General features: G+C 64.5%; 12 protein-coding genes. 7 read left to right on the top strand and 5 right to left on the bottom strand.

The window, feature by feature from the left end; translation table 11 throughout:
- Positions 1-162 precede the first annotated feature (162 nt).
- Both AC57B1_RS13065 and apbC read right to left on the bottom strand, forming a co-directional pair.
- Complete coding sequence (locus tag AC57B1_RS13065) at positions 163-696, bottom strand: superoxide dismutase family protein (RefSeq protein WP_007175917.1); 534 nt, start codon at positions 694-696, stop codon at positions 163-165.
- A 141-nt stretch (positions 697-837) separates the two neighbouring features.
- A complete protein-coding gene (gene apbC, locus AC57B1_RS13060) occupies positions 838-1,926 on the bottom strand; it encodes an iron-sulfur cluster carrier protein ApbC (RefSeq protein ID WP_408186365.1) in 1,089 nt (362 codons plus the stop codon).
- 349 nt (positions 1,927-2,275) lie between these two features.
- Here apbC and AC57B1_RS13055 point away from each other — a divergent pair, with 349 nt between their 5' ends.
- Positions 2,276-2,929: a YiaD family glycine zipper/OmpA-like lipoprotein gene (locus AC57B1_RS13055; protein WP_091796422.1), complete on the top strand. Its 654-nt coding sequence runs from the start codon at positions 2,276-2,278 to the stop codon at positions 2,927-2,929.
- Positions 2,930-3,319: 390 nt separating this feature from the next.
- Positions 3,320-5,452, top strand: coding sequence for a methionine--tRNA ligase (gene metG, locus AC57B1_RS13050; protein WP_496417684.1), 2,133 nt, complete (start codon positions 3,320-3,322; stop codon positions 5,450-5,452).
- Positions 5,453-5,557: 105 nt separating this feature from the next.
- Here metG and AC57B1_RS13045 read toward each other — a convergent pair whose 3' ends face one another.
- The gene (locus AC57B1_RS13045) at positions 5,558-9,862 is read right to left on the bottom strand and encodes a translocation/assembly module TamB domain-containing protein (protein ID WP_496417683.1); all 4,305 of its coding nucleotides are present in this window, start codon (positions 9,860-9,862) and stop codon (positions 5,558-5,560) included.
- A gap of 28 nt (positions 9,863-9,890) precedes the next feature.
- On the bottom strand, positions 9,891-11,726 hold the full coding sequence (locus AC57B1_RS13040) for an autotransporter assembly complex protein TamA (protein WP_408299272.1): 1,836 nt from the start codon (positions 11,724-11,726) through the stop codon (positions 9,891-9,893).
- Between the two features lie 551 nt (positions 11,727-12,277).
- On the opposite strand from AC57B1_RS13040, the gene AC57B1_RS13035 reads away from it, so the two are divergent.
- From AC57B1_RS13035 to panD, 4 genes are all read left to right on the top strand, one after another.
- Positions 12,278-12,463 (top strand): DUF3460 family protein, encoded by a 186-nt coding sequence (locus AC57B1_RS13035; RefSeq protein WP_007175923.1) that lies wholly within the window; start codon positions 12,278-12,280, stop codon positions 12,461-12,463.
- Between the two features lie 4 nt (positions 12,464-12,467).
- The gene (locus tag AC57B1_RS13030; protein WP_496417682.1) at positions 12,468-13,343 is read left to right on the top strand and encodes a segregation and condensation protein A; all 876 of its coding nucleotides are present in this window, start codon (positions 12,468-12,470) and stop codon (positions 13,341-13,343) included.
- Positions 13,344-13,530: 187 nt separating this feature from the next.
- Positions 13,531-14,364 carry a pantoate--beta-alanine ligase gene (gene panC / locus AC57B1_RS13025; RefSeq protein WP_091796428.1) on the top strand — a complete coding sequence of 278 codons (834 nt, stop codon included), beginning with the start codon at positions 13,531-13,533 and terminating at the stop codon, positions 14,362-14,364.
- 51 nt (positions 14,365-14,415) lie between these two features.
- Positions 14,416-14,802 (top strand): aspartate 1-decarboxylase, encoded by a 387-nt coding sequence (gene panD, locus AC57B1_RS13020; RefSeq protein ID WP_074285121.1) that lies wholly within the window; start codon positions 14,416-14,418, stop codon positions 14,800-14,802.
- A gap of 184 nt (positions 14,803-14,986) precedes the next feature.
- Here the strand turns inward: panD and AC57B1_RS13015 are convergent, their stop codons facing one another.
- The gene (locus AC57B1_RS13015; protein ID WP_091796429.1) at positions 14,987-15,625 is read right to left on the bottom strand and encodes a ParA family protein; all 639 of its coding nucleotides are present in this window, start codon (positions 15,623-15,625) and stop codon (positions 14,987-14,989) included.
- Positions 15,626-15,835: 210 nt separating this feature from the next.
- Between AC57B1_RS13015 and AC57B1_RS13010 the strand changes: the two genes are divergently transcribed.
- The gene (locus AC57B1_RS13010; RefSeq protein ID WP_091796430.1) at positions 15,836-16,255 is read left to right on the top strand and encodes a PaaI family thioesterase; all 420 of its coding nucleotides are present in this window, start codon (positions 15,836-15,838) and stop codon (positions 16,253-16,255) included.
- Positions 16,256-16,263 lie beyond the last annotated feature (8 nt).

Here is a 16,263-nt window from a genome sequence, read left to right as displayed (position 1 = left end):
AACGAAAGGCGCTTATTTTACGCGATAGTGAGAATGCTGCTGCGGGTGGGGCCGGGAACGCTTGCTTGGCCTGTCTCGAGACCGCCTTGCCGAGCACTCGCGAGGCGCACCGCCCGCGACTGCGCGGCGCGTTCGCGGTTCATTCGCGGCTGATCTGGCGACTCATTGACGAATCAATCCGCAAGCGAGCGCGGGGCCCGCGCCATGCTGCGGGTAGGCGTACGGATCGGTCGCGTCGTGATGCAGCAGAACCGCGCGCTGCAGCACCGAACGGATGCCGTCCAGAGAGACGTCCGGCGCGACGATGAAGCCCGTGGCCACACCGTTCGCGTCCGCGTGAATGTTGCCGAGATCGCCTTCGACCCGCGCGCCGGTTTTCAGACGCTCGGCGGCCGGCGAGAACACCTGGCCCGCGCTGGAGCCGTCCGCGGCATTGCAGTCGCCGCGTTCGTGCACTTGCAATGCGTGGTCGCTATTGGGCGGCATGCCCGCGAGATTGTAGGTGACCTGCACGCCGTCCGAGCGCTCGATGAACGTGACGAGGCCGCGCGCCTGATTGCCCACGGTGGGCAGCAGCTGCGCGTCGGCGCGTTTTTCCTGTGGTCTCAGGAACGCGCTGCAGCCGCATAACAGCACACTGGTGGCAGCCAGGACGATGAACGCATGCACCGCCTGCCCGTCGATTCGTTTTCCCATGCGATCCTCTTGCCGGCCTGGTGGCCGCCCCTGCGGCCGCCGAGCCGAACTCGTGAAGTCGACATGATACCGCGAGACCAGGCGCAAACAGACGCCTTGGGCCCGTGTCCGAAGAGCTGTCAGGAGCGCCCCAGCGTTTTCTCAGGTGTTCTGCACGACGATGTTGGGAAACTTCGACGTCATGTCGCGCGCGCGCTCGGCGATATGGATCGCCACCTTGCGCGCGATCGACCGGTAGATCTCCGCGATACGGCCCTGCGGGTCCGCCACCACGGTCGGTTTACCCGAGTCGGCCTGCTCGCGGATCGCGATGTCGAGCGGCAGGCTGCCGAGCACGTCGACGCCGTATTCCTTGCCCATGCGCTCGCCGCCGCCGGCGCCGAAGATATGCTCTTCGTGGCCGCAGTTCGAGCAGATATGCATGCCCATGTTCTCGACAATGCCGAGAATCGGAATGCCGACCTTTTCGAACATCTTGAGGCCCTTCTTCGCGTCGAGCAGCGCGATATCCTGCGGCGTCGTGACGATCACGGCGCCCGTCACCGGCACGCGTTGCGAGAGGGTCAGCTGGATATCGCCGGTGCCCGGCGGCATGTCGACGATCAGATAGTCGAGATCGTGCCAGTTGGTCTGCCGCAGCAGCTGTTCCAGCGCGGAAGTGGCCATCGGGCCGCGCCACACCATCGGGTTGTCCTGCTCGATCAGGAAGCCGATCGAGTTGGCCTGCAAGCCGTGGCCTGTCATCGGGTTCATCGACTTCTCGTCGGGCGACTCCGGGCGGCCGACGATGCCAAGCATCATGGGCAACGACGGGCCGTAGATGTCCGCGTCGAGAATGCCGACGGATGCGCCTTCGCTCGCCAGTGCCAAAGCCAGGTTCACGGCCGTGGTGCTCTTGCCCACCCCGCCCTTGCCCGACGCCACCGCGACGATATTCTTGACGTTCGGCAACAGTTTCACACCGCGCTGCACGGTATGCGCGGCGATCTGCTGCGACACCTGCACCTGCACGTCGGCCACACCGGGCACGGCGCGCAGCGCATCGGCGAACTGCGCGCGGATAGCGTCGAACTGACGCATGGCCGGATAGCCGAGTACCACCTCGACGCTAACCGTGTCACCCTGCACGGCGACGTTCTTGACGTTCCTGGCCGCCGCGTACGGCCGGCCGGTGTTGGGGTCAGCGACGGCTGCGAGGGCAGCGTCGACCAAAGCCCGATCGATACTCATTGACACTCCGTGGGGAACACCTGCGGCGCAGCGGAATCGAAGTCTCGGCCACGCGCCGGAATTTGAAAGAAATTGTTAGACAGCATTGCGAAAACCCGGTGCGCCGGGCACCCTTCGGGCAGGCGGAACGCAATGGGGCCGCATCGCTGCGTGCTTCAACCACCATTGTAGTGGCTGGCGCCACGCCTTGCCGGAAGACCCTTCTTCACTGTCGGACCGAGGCTGAATCAGGTGTAGGACTTCTCCTATTATCGAGCCGACGGCTTTACTGCCGTCATGTTCGCCGTATAGATTGGTCGCTTGTCGCTGCCTTTTTTGCCTGACTCGCTTTACTCAAGAGGAATTTAAAATGAATGCAAAAATCATGACTCGCCTGGCTGTCTTTGCCGTTGCCGGTTCATTGCTGGCAGGCTGCGCCACCCAACAGGGCACCAACACGGCGGTAGGTACGGGGGTGGGCGCTGGTACTGGCGCGGCGCTGGGCGCGATCTTCGGCGGCGGCAAGGGCGCGGCGATCGGCGCTGGTGTCGGCGCGGCGGTGGGCGGCATTACCGGCTACAACTGGCAAGCCATTCATAACAAGCTGTCGGGCGCCACCAAGGGCACCGGCACGCAGATCACGGAACAACCGGACGGCTCGCTCAAGCTGAACATTCCGAGCTCGGTGACGTTCGACACCAACAGTTACGCAGTCAAGCCGTCGTTCGCGCCGGTGCTGGACCAACTGTCGCAAACCATGCAGCAGAATCCGGAACTGATCGCTCAGGTGGTCGGCCACACGGATAGCACGGGCCAGCCGGCCTACAACCAGACGCTGTCGGTCAACCGCGCCGAAAGCGTGACGGGTTACCTGGGCCAGCGCGGCGTCGCGCCGCAGCGCCTGTCGGCACAAGGCATGGGCCAGACCCAGCCGATCGCCGACAACAACACCGAAGCCGGCCGTGCCGCAAACCGCCGCGTGGAAATCTATCTGCGCGCCACGGCTCAGCACGCCACGCAATAAGCACAGTACTTGAGGAGATTGGAGGAAACCGCTCGCCGGGGCTGCAGCGCCCGCGAGCGCTCTGCTTGAGAAAGCCGTGGAAGGCGGGAGAAAGGAATCTCGCACGAGAACGAAAAAAATTTCGAACTCTGCGGAAAATCCGCTGTCTGTCTTTACGGTACGTGGCTGGCGATGCCGCCGCGTCACCATTCTCCTCTTGTCGTTGTTGCTCCGGGGTTAATAGCCCCGGTTTTTTTTGGGCGCTCGGTTTACGCGCCGTGGTAGTCCTCCCGGGCACATACCGTCCTGGCCGGCTACGACTCAGGCCGCGCCCCACCCGGCCCGCCCCGCGCCGGGTGCCTGCCCTGCTAGAATCAACCCTTCGTCCCACCGCAGGCTCCCATCATCCTTATGTCAGCACCCGCAACCGATCTCTCCGTAGGCGCGCCCTCAGGCCGCCGCCAGATTCTCGTCACGTCGGCCCTTCCGTATGCGAACGGGCAAATCCATATTGGCCATCTGGTCGAATATATCCAGACGGACATCTGGGTCCGGACGTTGCGAATGCACGGGCACGAGGTCTACTACGTTGGCGCCGACGACACGCACGGCACGCCGGTCATGCTGCGCGCGGAGAAAGAGGGTCTCACGCCGAAGCAGCTGATCGACCGCGTCTGGCAGGAACACAAGCGCGATTTCGACAGCTTCGGGATTTCGTTCGACAATTACTATTCGACCGACTCCGAAGAGAACCGCGTTCTCAGCGAAAACGTCTATCTGGCGCTCAAGGAAGCCGGCCTGATCGACGCGCGCGATATCGAACAGGCGTATGACCCGGTCAAGGAAATGTTCCTTCCGGATCGATTCATCAAGGGCGAATGCCCGAAGTGCGGCGCGAAAGACCAGTACGGCGACAGCTGCGAAGTATGCGGTTCGACTTATCTGCCCACCGAACTGATCAATCCGTATTCCGTCGTTTCGGGCGCCACGCCGATTCGCAAGACCTCGACGCACTACTTTTTCCGTCTCTCCGATCCGCGTTGCGAGAATTTCCTGCGCGCATGGGTGGGCGGTCTGGCGCAGCCGGAAGCCACCAACAAGATGCGCGAGTGGCTCGGCGACGCCGGCGAAGCCAAGCTTGCCGACTGGGACATCTCGCGCGACGCGCCGTATTTCGGTTTCGAAATTCCGGGGGCGCCGGGCAAGTATTTCTACGTGTGGCTGGACGCGCCGGTCGGCTATTACGCGAGCTTCAAGAACCTCGCCGAAAAACGCGGCCTGGATTTCGACGCGTGGGTCCGCAAGGGTTCGAAGGCCGAGCAGTACCACTTCATCGGCAAGGACATTCTGTATTTCCACACGCTGTTCTGGCCGGCCATGCTCGAGTTTTCGGGCCACCGCACGCCGACCAACGTGTTCGCGCACGGCTTCCTGACCGTGGACGGCGCGAAGATGTCGAAATCGCGCGGCACCTTCATCACCGCGCAAAGCGTGATCGAAACGGGCCTGAATCCGGAATGGCTGCGCTACTACTTCGCGGCCAAGCTGAACAGCACGATGGAAGACCTCGACCTGAACCTCGACGACTTCCAGGCACGCGTGAACAGCGATCTGGTCGGCAAGTACGTGAACATCGCGAGCCGCGCCGCCGGGTTCCTGATCAAGCGCTTCGACGGCCGCGTGCAGGACAGCGCGATGCAGCATCCGCTGCTCGCCTCGTTGCGCGCCGCCGTGCCGCAAATCGCCGCGAACTACGAAGCCCGCGAGTACAACCGCGCGTTGCGTCAGACCATGGAACTGGCCGACGCCGTGAACGCGTACGTCGACTCCGCCAAGCCGTGGGATCAGGCCAAAGACCCGGCGAACGGCGTCGCGCTGCACGAAACGTGCACCGTGAGCATTGAAGCCTTCCGCCTGTTGTCACTGGCGCTCAAGCCGGTGCTGCCGAAGCTCGCCGAAGCGGTCGAAGGCTTCCTCGGCATCGAGCCGCTGGTGTGGGCGGACGCCAACGTGCCGCTCAGTTCCACCCGGCCGATCAACGCGTACAAGCATCTGATGACGCGCGTCGATCCGAAGCAGATCGAAGCGCTGATCGCGGCCAATCGTGACTCGCTGCAAGCTACGCCGACAGCCGCCGCGCCGGCCGACGCCAAGTCCAAATCGAAGGCAACCAAAGCGGCCGCAGCCAACGACGAAACGCCTGGCATCATCTCGATCGACGACTTTGCGAAGATCGATTTGCGCATTGCGAAGATCGTCGACTGCAAGGCGGTGGAAGGGTCGGACAAGCTGCTGCAACTCACGCTCGACGTCGGCGAGGAGAAAACCCGCAACGTGTTTTCGGGCATCAAGTCCGCGTATCAGCCGGAGCAACTGGTCGGCAAGCTGACGGTCATGGTGGCCAACCTCGCGCCGCGCAAAATGAAGTTCGGCATGTCCGAAGGTATGGTGCTGGCCGCCTCCGCGACCGACGAGAAAGCCGAACCGGGCCTCTACGTGCTCGAACCGGATAGCGGCGCGAAGCCGGGCATGCGCGTGAAGTAAAGCGCGCGGGGGCTCACGCCGCAGGCACGAATGAAAACGGCACGCTCCAAAGGGCGTGCCGTTTTTTTTGCCTGGGCGCGGCGGTTCAAGTCCGCATTACGCGCCTCACCAACGGATCCGGTCGAAGCGACGCGTGTAGAGCAGATCGACGCCGTCGAACGTGCCGCCGTAAGCCGCGACCGACCAGTAGCGCGTGAGGTTGACCGTCGCCTTGATCGCATTGCTCGCCGATTGCAGCCCCTGTTCGTAGCCGATCACGAGCCACTCGTTGATCGCCTTCGACACCATCACGACTTGCGGATCGGTCAGTCCGACTTCGCTTCGGCCGATCGAAAACTCGTCCAGCCCGAAGGTCTGCGCAATCCGCTTGCCGCTCGCGCTGCCGAGCAACGCGAGCGCCGTGGTCATGGTGCTCTGCTGACCCAGGTTGTTGCCCTGATCCGTGCCGTGACCGAATAGCAGCCACGAAAGCTTTTCGTTGTCCGGCACGCTCGGCTCCGACACCAGCTTCGCGGTCGGGAACTGAACCGTGCCCGTGACCTGCACGCCCGCCTCCACCTGCTGATTGCGGCGCATGGCGAGGATGTTGATGCCGGGATTGGCCACCGGACCGTTGAACGTGAAAAAGCCGTTCTCGATATTGAGCTTGCGGCCGAACGCGGTGTAGGTCGAACCCGGCGTGACACGCACGTTCCCCACCGCGCGCAGCGGCAGATTCGGCGCGCTCATGGCGGTGATCGTACCGCTCAGGCCCAGATCGGCGCCCTGCCCGCGAAAGCGGAAGCTGTTACCGAGGTTGATGTCGATATTGGCGCGCGGCGCGAACGGGCCGATCGGCTTGTTGGTGCCCGCCACGGGCCGCGTCCGTTCGCCCGCCACCGACCCGTCGGGACGCACCACCACCACGTCGTCGCCGAGCTTCGGCGCGGACTGCTCCGGCATATCGAACAACGCGTGATCGACCATGAACTTACCGTTGATCTCCATACCACCCAGCGTCCCGCCATTCGCCACGCTCGCGCTGCCCGACAGCGACAGATTACGATCCGGCGCCGCGAACAGTTCGAGCTTGTCCGCAACAATGCTCGCAGTCAGGTCCGGCTCGGCGCCGTCCAGACGCACGCGGCCCGTTGCGCGCAGCGTGCCGCTCGCGCCATGAAATTCGACCTGCTGGAAGTCGACCAGATTGTGCGACAACGCGATGCGCACCACGCCGTCCTTCAACTGCACGCCCTGGTCGACCATCGTCGCGGAAAGGCCCTCGCCGAGCAGCGAGCCGGTCAGGTTCGGTTTGGCGACGGTGCCGCCGAGCGCGAGCTTGAGCGCGAGGTGGCCGTCGAGCAGATAGCTCGGACCGAACAGGCCGCCGGTCGTTTTCAGCGACGGCACATTGGCATTCACATTGCCGGTCAGCGCGCCCTCTTCGCTGACGGTCAGGAAGCCGTCGCGCATGACCAGCGTGGTGTGCGCATCCGCGTCGATCACGCCGATGCGGCTCGCCTGCGCGTGCACGGTGGCGTTGAGGCGATTGCCGCCGCTGAACTCGGCGCGCGCGGTGATATCCGTGATACCCAGCGAAGCGAGACCCCGGCCAATTTCCACCGTGACGTCGCCGCTGCGGCGCTTCAGCTGGATATGGCCGCTCGCCGTGCTGCCGAGCGCGAAGTCCCAGTCGCCGTCGAACACCAGATCGGTTTTGACGACGGGCGGCTCACCGGTGATCTCGCGCCGCAGATCCTGCAACCGCACGGCCGAAATGCCCGTCAGGCTGCCCGTCGACTGAATCTTGCCATGGTCGAAGGCGAAGGTTTTCAGGCTCAGTACCGCGCCTTCGAGCGTGAGCCTCGTTGCCCCGAGCGTCAGGTGGCTTGGCCCGGCGCTGACGGCGAGCGGCGACTCCAGATTCAGCGAAGGCGTGCCGCGATTCTGCAGGCGGGTGACGGTGCCGTCCCAGCGCGTGCCGTCGCGCGCTTCGGTCAGCTTGCCGTTGGCGGCGAGCGTGAGATCGAGCGGACGGTCCTGCAGCTTGCCGGTGGCCGCGGCCTCGAGCGTGTGATTGGCGCGCGTGCCGGACAAACGCGCCGTGAGCGTGCTCAGATCGACGCCGCCCGCGCTGAGATTGCGCGCGTCGGTGGTGAAGACGAGCGCGCCGTTCGCGCCGTCGCGCAATTCAGCGTGCCCTTCCGCATGACCGACGCGGTTGCTGCTGAACACCACGCTGTCCGCCTTGTAGTTCAGCACCACATTCGGATGCGCGAACGAGCCGGTGATGTCGCCATCGGCAGCGACGAGTCCCGCGAGGCCGAAGCCGAGGCGCTCCAGTTCCGGCGCATCGACGCGAAACTTCAGCCGGTCGCCGCGCGCGCCGAAGCTGCCCTGCAGATCCACCTGGTTGCCCGCCACCGAGAGGTTCGCGCGGCTCGGCAGAATGCGCGAGCCCGCCAGTTGAATCGTGCCGCCGCCGGTTAGCGGCAGGCCGTCGTACACACTCGGGCCGAGCTTGAAGTCGGCCTTGGTCGTGAAGACCGGCCCGAGCATGCCGGCCGCGGTGAGCGTGCCGTTCACGCGCGCCTCGATCTTGCGGGCAGGTGGCGCGCCGCGTTTCGGCGACGGCGTTTTGCGCTGGACCACTTCGGTTTTGACTGCCGCCTTCGCGGTGTTTTTCACGGCGGCGGCGGCTTTGTCAGCGGGCGCGGCGCTTTTCGCGCCGGCGGTACTGCCGGCTTGCGCCGCGGCCTCCGCGCTTGCGCTCTTTTGCGCACTGCTCGCCGCCGGCGCCGGGCCGGCCACCGGCGTGCGCGACGGCATCTGCGAAGCCAGCGTCAACGGATCGAAATCGGTCAGTTGCGCTTTCACGTTGTAGGTGGAATTCGCGTCGTGCTTGAGCGCGCCGGATAGATCGATGCGGCCTTTGCCCGACGTGATGCGCACGTCGTTGAAGCTCATGCGGGCTGGATCGAAGGTGATCTTGCCCTGGGCACGTAGCGCCGCTTTCGGGTCGGCCAGGTCGAGCGTCAGACTTTGCACGTCGTCGTTCAGGCGGATGCCGATGGGACCGGAAAGCTGCGTGGGCCGCACCGTCGCTTGCAGTGCGTTCAGGTCGAGCCCGGCGACCCGCAGATCGAACTGTCCGCGCTTGCCGCTCAGCGCGCCGCCGCCGGTGAGCGTGGCGCTCTTCACGAGGCGCACGTTCAGGTTCGAGATACGCTGCGTCTGGGCGTCGAGTCGCACGTCCGCGTTGGCGTCGATCAGCGGCAGCAGGTTCTGGTCGATCGCGCCGGGTTTGGCGTTGACGATCGAGACATGCCCGGCAACCGCAAACCCGGCGGTGCTTTTGCCAGACGCGTGAGACTGAGCGCCGTGTTTGCCGCTTGCGGCAACGGGAGGCTGTGCCGTGCTGGCCGCACCCGCCTCGCTCTTCCGCGCCACGTCCGCACCCTGCCCGACCGGCTGCAATTCCGCCCGCACGGCCAGATCGGCCTGCGGGGCGCCGGGCGCAAAGGCCTGCGGGTTGATGTGATCGAAAGTCAGCGTGGCGCGCTGTAAAGGCACGTCGCCGAAAGGCTCGGCCTCGACCCTCGCGTGACCCGCGAGCTTCATGCCGCTCGCATCGAGTTCCGCGATGAGATTCTCCAGCGAACCGCTCAGATGGCCGCCCACCTGCACCGCCTCGTTGTTGACCTTGCCCGAATAGCCGACGTCCCCGCTCAGCGGAAACGGCCGCACGCCGTCGAGTCTGGCCGTCGCCGTCACCGCGCCGAACGGCGTATCCAGCCGCTCGATCGCGGCCTCGTGATGGCGCCCGTCGCTGCGGCCATGAAACACGAAGCGCGACAACTCGGTTGTCGACGCGCCCTGATGCAGCAGCAGTTTGTCGAGCTGGACATCGCGGACGTCGAGCTGCATGGGCAAGCGCAAGTCTTGCGGCAGCTTCATCGGCCCGCTGCTCGACGACGATGCGCCGATGCGCGCGTCCACCGTGCCGACATGCAGATACTCGATGGTGAACCGCCACGGTTCGCGCGTGAGTGCCCAGCGGCCCGCCACGCGGTCGATCTGGATATCGGTGCCGCTGCCGTCGAGGCTGCGCCAGCGCACCTGGCGCAATTGCAGGCCGTTGGCGAGCGCGCCGCTTTCGAGCGTGCCGCTCAGCTTGCCGCCCAGCAGCTTCACCGCCGCCTGCCATGCATAGGCGGTGCCGCGCTCGGTCGTCAGTGCGCCGTAGAGCAAACCCACCGCCAACGCCAGCAACAGCACCACCACGGCCACCGTCCACGCGAATGTTTTCAGCAGCAGCCGGCCGAGCCTGCGCCTCGCCGGCGGCTCGGGTGGCGGCGGCTGTCCGGGCGGCTCTCCTGGTGGAGCACCGGGCGGCTGCGCGGGAGGTTGGGCGGAAACGTCCGTGGTCATGCGGGGTTCATGTAGAAGCAGGTTTCCATCAGAAGGCAATGCCGAGCGTCAGGTACGGTCGCACGCTCCTGTTGCGAATCCCGTAGGCGACATCGACGTTGACCGGGCCGACCGGGCTGCGCCAGCGCGCCCCGACGCCGACGCCCGGATAAAAGACCTTTTCGCCCCACGTGTCGGTGGCGGTGCCGACGTCGAAGAACGCGGCCGCGCCCCAGTCGTGGTTGAACCAATGCTGATATTCGGCGGTTGCCGTGACGAGATACTTGGTGGGCAGCACCGAACCATCGACGTTATTACCGATGCTCTGATAGCTATAGCCGCGCACCGAATTCGAACCACCCGCGCGAAACAGCAGCGAGGCCGGAATACCGCTCGAACTGCCGCTCGTAAACACGCCGCCGAGTTCGGCGCGAATCAGCACGAGGTCTTCCTTGCCGATCGGCAGATACTGCTGGCCGCGCGCGTAGCCGCGAATGAAGGTCTGGTCGGTGAGCACGCCTTTGACCGCGAAGCCTGCCTCGACGTGAATCAGGTTGCCCTTGCGCGGGAACAGCGGGTCGTCGGTGTTGCGCCGGGTCCACGACCAGGACGGCACCAGCGCGCGGCTCGTAGTCGGCGCGGCCGAGTTCTGATCGAGCCGGTCCTGGTAGAACAGCAGCGCGTAGTTGTAGTCGATGAATTGCGAGGTCCGGGCTCGCTGCACGCCGCCGCGAATACTGTAGATACGCGTATCGGAAACGTCGGTCGTGGTGTAGGACGCCAACATGCTGTTGGTCCACGCACGCTGCCCCGGTGGCATGGAGAGTTCGATTTGCCCGTATTGCTGAACCTGGTCGACGCGGCCCTGGACCGTGAACGGCCACGCTTTGCCGAACGTGTCGAGGTACGAATAGGCGCCCTGGACCAGCGGGCCGTTGTCCGTCGAATAGCCTACGCCGCCGCGAATGCTGTTGTACGGATACTCCGACACCTTCACGTGCATGGGCGTCTCGACCGGTTTGGCGGGGTCGCTATCCACGTCGATCGCGACGCTTGCGTAGTACGGCGTGTTTTGCAACTGGCGCTGTAATTCGGCGACGCGCTGCACGTCGTAAATATCGCCCACCGAAATCGGGTTCACATTGTCGACGATCTGTTCCGGGTAGCGCCGCGTGCCGGATACGTCGAGCTTGCCCATCGTGAAGGTCGGCCCGCTTTCGTACGTAACCGACAGTTTCGCCTCATGCGTGCGCGGATCGACGCGCGCCTCCGAGTGGTAAATCTTCGCGCCCAGATAGCGGCGCGACTGCAAGGCCTTGAGCGACGCATTTTTCGCGTCGTCCCACTCGCCTTGTGAGAACGGATCGCCTTCGTGCAACGAAAACGCAAAGCGTGCGGCATTCTCCTGCGCTGGATCCTCGGTCAGCACCGGCCCGCGAAACGACAGCGAAATCGACGTGATGAGGGTTTGCGGGCCGGGATCGACGCTCACCGTGACGCGTTTCGTATCGTCGACGGTGCGCACGTCGGTGCGCACGACCGGCGTGAAATAGCCCTGCGTGGAAGCCAGATCACGCACCTGCTGAGGCGTGGCGGTGATCAGAAACTCGAACTGGTCGTCGCTGATATCGGGACGTTTGGCGAAACGCGCGATATCCAGATGGGCTTCGAGCAGTTTGCGCAGAGCGCGCGGCGTGGCTTCGATATCGACCTTGTAGCTGGCCGCGGCTTTCGCCGCATGAGCGTTGCCGGCCGCCAGCGTCAGCATGACGAGGCCGAAAGCCAGCCACGCGCGCAGCCAGTGCCGCATGGGCGTGACAAGCCCATGCCCGTCACCGGCCTTGCCGCGCCGCAGCCGCGGCTTGTCGATCGCACACCCCGCCAAACAGGACCTCCGGCCGTGGTTGATGAATTTTATCGCTCGGGCGCGCCGCGGCGGCCGAAGCTCGCTATTTGACCACATCGGCGAGCCGCCGCGAGATCTCTAAAAATGCGTCCGCGGCGTGCGGGCGGGCCTCCCCGTCCGGTTCGCGCGCGCCGTGACTCGCCGCGCAGCACCCTGACGCCCGCGGCGGAGATACCGCTGCGATGACGCCACTTCCAGGCGACCTTGGGCGCAAAACTCAAGGCCGCCTCCAAGCCACCTTGGACGCAATCCCAACGCCGCCTGCAAGCCACCTCGACGCAAACCCAACGTCGCACCCAGCCCCCTCGACGCAAACTCAACGCCGCCTGCAAGCCACCCTGCCGGCGCCGCGCCCGCCTTTGACGCCCGCCGCGCCGCACGGGTTCCGGACATTCTGGTGCGCCGGCCGCCCGGCACCGCCGCCGTTTTTCGACCGCGGGCCGCGCATGCGGTAAAATTATCGGATAGCAGTGGTGTCTGGCGAATGACCGCCGGGCAGCCGCCAATTCCCATACCACGGACGTCGAGCCATGTATCAATCGGACATCACCCAGTTCCTGAACCAGCTCAAGCAACAGAAACCCAATCTGGAAGCCGAACAACGCCGCGGCCGCGCGCTGCTGTGGGACAAACAGCCGATCGATCTCGAAGAACGCGCCGAGCAGAAAGCTTCGCGCGTAGAACAGACGCCTTACTCGTACTATCAGAACTTCTAAGCGCGTGAGTCACGCCGACGAGGCACACGGCGCAGTGCCGGCCCCCGCCGACGCCGCGCTAGCCGCGCCCGCCACCGATTCGACACCCGACACCGTCGACGGCATTGCTTTTGCACGCCTGTACGGCGAGCCGCTCTTCAAGATGCCGACGGATCTGTACATTCCGCCGGATGCGCTCGAGGTGTTTCTCGAAACGTTCGAAGGACCGCTGGATCTGCTGCTGTACCTGATCCGCAAGCAGAACTTCAACGTGCTCGACATTCCGATGGCGGACGTCACGGTGCAGTACCTCGGCTACGTCGACCAGTTGCGCCAGACCAATCTCGAACTCGCGTCCGAGTATCTGCTCATGGCCGCGATGCTGATCGAGATCAAATCGCGCATGCTGCTGCCGGTGAAAAAGGCCGACAGCGGCGAAGAAGCCGAAGATCCGCGTGCCGAGCTCGTGCGGCGCCTGCTCGAATACGAGCAGATGAAGCTCGCCGCGCAGCGCATCGACCAGTTGCCGCAGCTCGGGCGCGATTTTCTGCGCGCCGAGGTTTATATCGAGCAAAGCATCACGCCGCGTTTTCCCGACGTGAACAGCGAAGACCTGCGCGCCGCGTGGGCCGACGTGATCAAGCGCGCCAAGCTGGTCCAGCATCACAAGATTTCGCGTGAAGAGCTTTCGGTGCGCGAGCATATGAGCTCGATCCTGCGGCAGCTGCAAAACGCCCGCTTCGTCGAGTTCTCCGACCTGTTCGACACGAGCAAAGGCGTGCCGGTGGTGGTGGTGAATTTCATCGCCGTGCTCGAACTGTGCCGCGAGTCGCTCGTCGAAATCACCCAGGCGGAACCATTCGCGCCGATCTATGTGCGCCTCGCCTACCTGCCCGCCTGAGGCCCTCAAACGGGGCACAATTCCGCTGCGCGGGAGAGTAAGCCTCTTTTCGGTGCGGCAGCCGCTCAAATCCACTACAATCCCGCGCTCCGAACCTGTCATTACCAGTGAGGCGGCGGCCCGCGCGATTCCTTAGGGTTTTGCGTCCACCCAGTCTCGCGCCGCGCGAGGAAATCCCTGTCCGATCATGAAAGTCATCAGCTCGATCCATGAATTGCGCGACCAGTTGCGCGGCCAGAATCGCACCGCCTTTGTGCCGACCATGGGCAATCTGCACGAGGGCCATCTGTCGCTGATGCGCCTCGCGCGTCAGCACGGCGATCCGGTCGTGGCGAGCATCTTCGTCAACCGGCTGCAGTTCGGTCCGAACGAGGATTTCGACAAATACCCCCGCACGATGGAAGCGGACATCGAAAAGCTCCAGAAGGAAAACGTCTACGTGCTGTTCGCGCCGACGGAGCGAGACCTCTATCCCGAGCCGCAGGAGTACCGCGTGCATCCGCCGCACGATCTGGGCGACATCCTCGAAGGCGAATTCCGGCCGGGCTTCTTCCAGGGCGTGTGCACGGTCGTGATGAAGCTGATGTCGTGCGTGCAGCCGCGCGTCGCGGTGTTCGGCAAGAAGGATTACCAGCAGTTGATGATCGTGCGCCGCATGTGCAACCAGTTTGCGCTGCCCACCGACATCATCGCCGCCGAAACCGTGCGTGACGCCGACGGCCTCGCGCTCAGCTCGCGCAATCGCTATCTGCAGGCCGCCGAACGCGCCGAGGCGCCGGTGCTGGCCGCTGAACTGAACCGCGTGCGCGAAGCCGTGCTCGGCGGCGAGCGCGACTTCAGGAAGATCGAACAGGCGGCGATGGCGGCGTTGGCCGCGCGCGGCTGGCAACCCGACTACATCGCGGTGCGCAAGCGTTCGAACCTGCTGCCGCCGGGTCCGCAAGACGCGAACGAGGAACTGGTCGTGCTGGCTGCCGCCAAGCTCGGCGCCACTCGTCTTATCGACAACCTTGAAATCTGAAGTCGTCTTGGACAGACGTCGACACGCATAAGAAATCACACAGGATTGGTCATGCAACGCAACATGCTGAAGTCGAAGATCCACCGCGTCGCGGTCACGCATTGCGAACTGCACTACGAGGGTTCGTGCGCGATCGACGAAGATTTGCTGGAAGCGGCGAACATCGTCGAAAACGAGCGGATCGACATCTGGAACATCAACAACGGCGAGCGTTTCTCGACCTACGCGATCAAGGGCGAGCGCGGCAGCGGCATGATCTCGCTGAACGGTTCGGCCGCGCGGCGCGCGCAGCTGGGCGACCTGGTGATCATCGCGGCGTTCGCGGTGGTGGATGAAGCGGAACTGAGGGCCGGCTGGAAGCCAGACCTGGTATTCGTAGACGACAACAACAAGATCAAGGGCAGCCGCGATCACGTGCCGACGCAGAACTGGACCTGAACGCTCTGTCGTTCAGCTCGCTCTTTCAGCGCTGTCGTCCAGCTCTTTCGTTCAGCGCCGTAGCCTAGCTTCATCGTCCCGCTCTGTAGTTCGCTGAGACGCCTGCCGCGCAGGCGATCCGCGAGGGAATTCACTGCGTGGACGGCCTGATCCGGCAGGCGGCGCGGCCACCAGCCCTGCCGCCTCAACCCTTCTTGCCGGCTCCGCTTGTCCATTCGACGATCGGCTGCCACTGCTCCAGATCCTTCTCCACACGGCTTTTCGCGACGTCCCACAAAGTCAGCCCGTGGGCCGCCAGTTGCACGTAATTCTGCGTGTCGCGTAAAAAACCCAGCACCGGCAGTTTCAGCCCCTCGACAAAGCGATGCAGTTGCTCCGCCGAGCGCGTGCGCGCATCCACGCGCATGCCGACCACACCGATTTCGATGGCGCCTTTTCTGACCGCCTTCTCCTTGGCCAGCCGCTCGAGGAATTCCTGAGTGGCGAGAATATCGAACATGGACGGTTGGAGTGGCACGATCACCTTGTCGGCCAGATCTAGCGCGATGCTCAGGCGATTGCCGTGCAGGCCGGCCGGTGTGTCGACGACAGCGTGCTCCAGCCCTTTGGGCGGCTTGACCGGCTCGTCCAGATTGACTTCCCAGGTCTCGATGGCCGGCAGCGTGTCGGGCCGCAGCGACAGCCACGCGTGCGCGGACTGCTGCTTGTCCAGGTCCGCCAGCGCGACCCATTCGCCAGCTGCGGCGAAATAGCCGGCCAGATTGGTCGACAGCGTGCTTTTGCCCACGCCGCCCTTCGGATTCGCCACCACGATCACCGTCATGAATTCTCCCGGAAAGAAGGCTGGGCCCCGCCAGCCGGTTTGCCGCGTATTGCTCTGACATGCGCAAGTGTGCCCGGAACCGGACCGGTTTTCAGGCACACCTGCCGATCCAGCCGTTGATAATATCGACAAATGCACGTTGGCCGAAGCCCCCTGACGGCTAAATGGCCACCGTGCGCTGCCGATTTATCCAACCAGGACCCGAATCTCATGAGCAAACTGCGCCCGGAATACACCGTCGAACGCCTCCACGAACGCCAGAAAGGCTCGCTGCCCGGCCTGCTGGGCGTGCATGTCCTGTCGCTGGACGAAGGCGAGTTGATCGCGGAATTGACCGTGCGCAAGGAGTTGCTCGCGCCGAACGGCTTTTTGCATGCCGCGACCGTGATCGGCCTCGCCGACACCGCCTGCGGCTACGCCTGCCTCGCGCATTTGCCAGAGACGGCGCGCAATTTCACGACCATCGAGGTGAAAAGCAATTTTCTCGGCACGGCGACCGAGGGGACGATCCGCGCGGTCGCGAAGAGCGTGCATCTGGGACGCAGCACGCAGGTGTGGGACGCCACGGTCACGGATCCGAAGGGCAAGACAATGGCGTTGTTCCGGTGTACGCAGATCGTTTTGTATTGATGGGGCGA

This window comes from Paraburkholderia sp. BGA-UO-ETr-F21, from assembly GCF_059567925.1.
Note: the sequence above shows the minus strand (reverse complement) of the source record. Positions and strands in the feature narration are given on the sequence as shown.

What these genes read in the sequence shown, in the direction of transcription:
- AC57B1_RS13045 (WP_496417683.1), bottom strand. Translation starts at nt 9,862, where the DNA reads ATGACCACGGACGTTTCCGCCCAACCTCCCGCGCAGCCGCCCGGTGCT.
- apbC (WP_408186365.1), bottom strand. Translation starts at nt 1,926, where the DNA reads ATGAGTATCGATCGGGCTTTGGTCGACGCTGCCCTCGCAGCCGTCGCT.
- AC57B1_RS13035 (WP_007175923.1), top strand. Translation starts at nt 12,278, where the DNA reads ATGTATCAATCGGACATCACCCAGTTCCTGAACCAGCTCAAGCAACAG.
- AC57B1_RS13055 (WP_091796422.1), top strand. Translation starts at nt 2,276, where the DNA reads ATGAATGCAAAAATCATGACTCGCCTGGCTGTCTTTGCCGTTGCCGGT.
- metG (WP_496417684.1), top strand. Translation starts at nt 3,320, where the DNA reads ATGTCAGCACCCGCAACCGATCTCTCCGTAGGCGCGCCCTCAGGCCGC.
- panC (WP_091796428.1), top strand. Translation starts at nt 13,531, where the DNA reads ATGAAAGTCATCAGCTCGATCCATGAATTGCGCGACCAGTTGCGCGGC.
- panD (WP_074285121.1), top strand. Translation starts at nt 14,416, where the DNA reads ATGCAACGCAACATGCTGAAGTCGAAGATCCACCGCGTCGCGGTCACG.
- AC57B1_RS13015 (WP_091796429.1), bottom strand. Translation starts at nt 15,625, where the DNA reads ATGACGGTGATCGTGGTGGCGAATCCGAAGGGCGGCGTGGGCAAAAGC.
- AC57B1_RS13010 (WP_091796430.1), top strand. Translation starts at nt 15,836, where the DNA reads ATGAGCAAACTGCGCCCGGAATACACCGTCGAACGCCTCCACGAACGC.
- AC57B1_RS13065 (WP_007175917.1), bottom strand. Translation starts at nt 696, where the DNA reads ATGGGAAAACGAATCGACGGGCAGGCGGTGCATGCGTTCATCGTCCTG.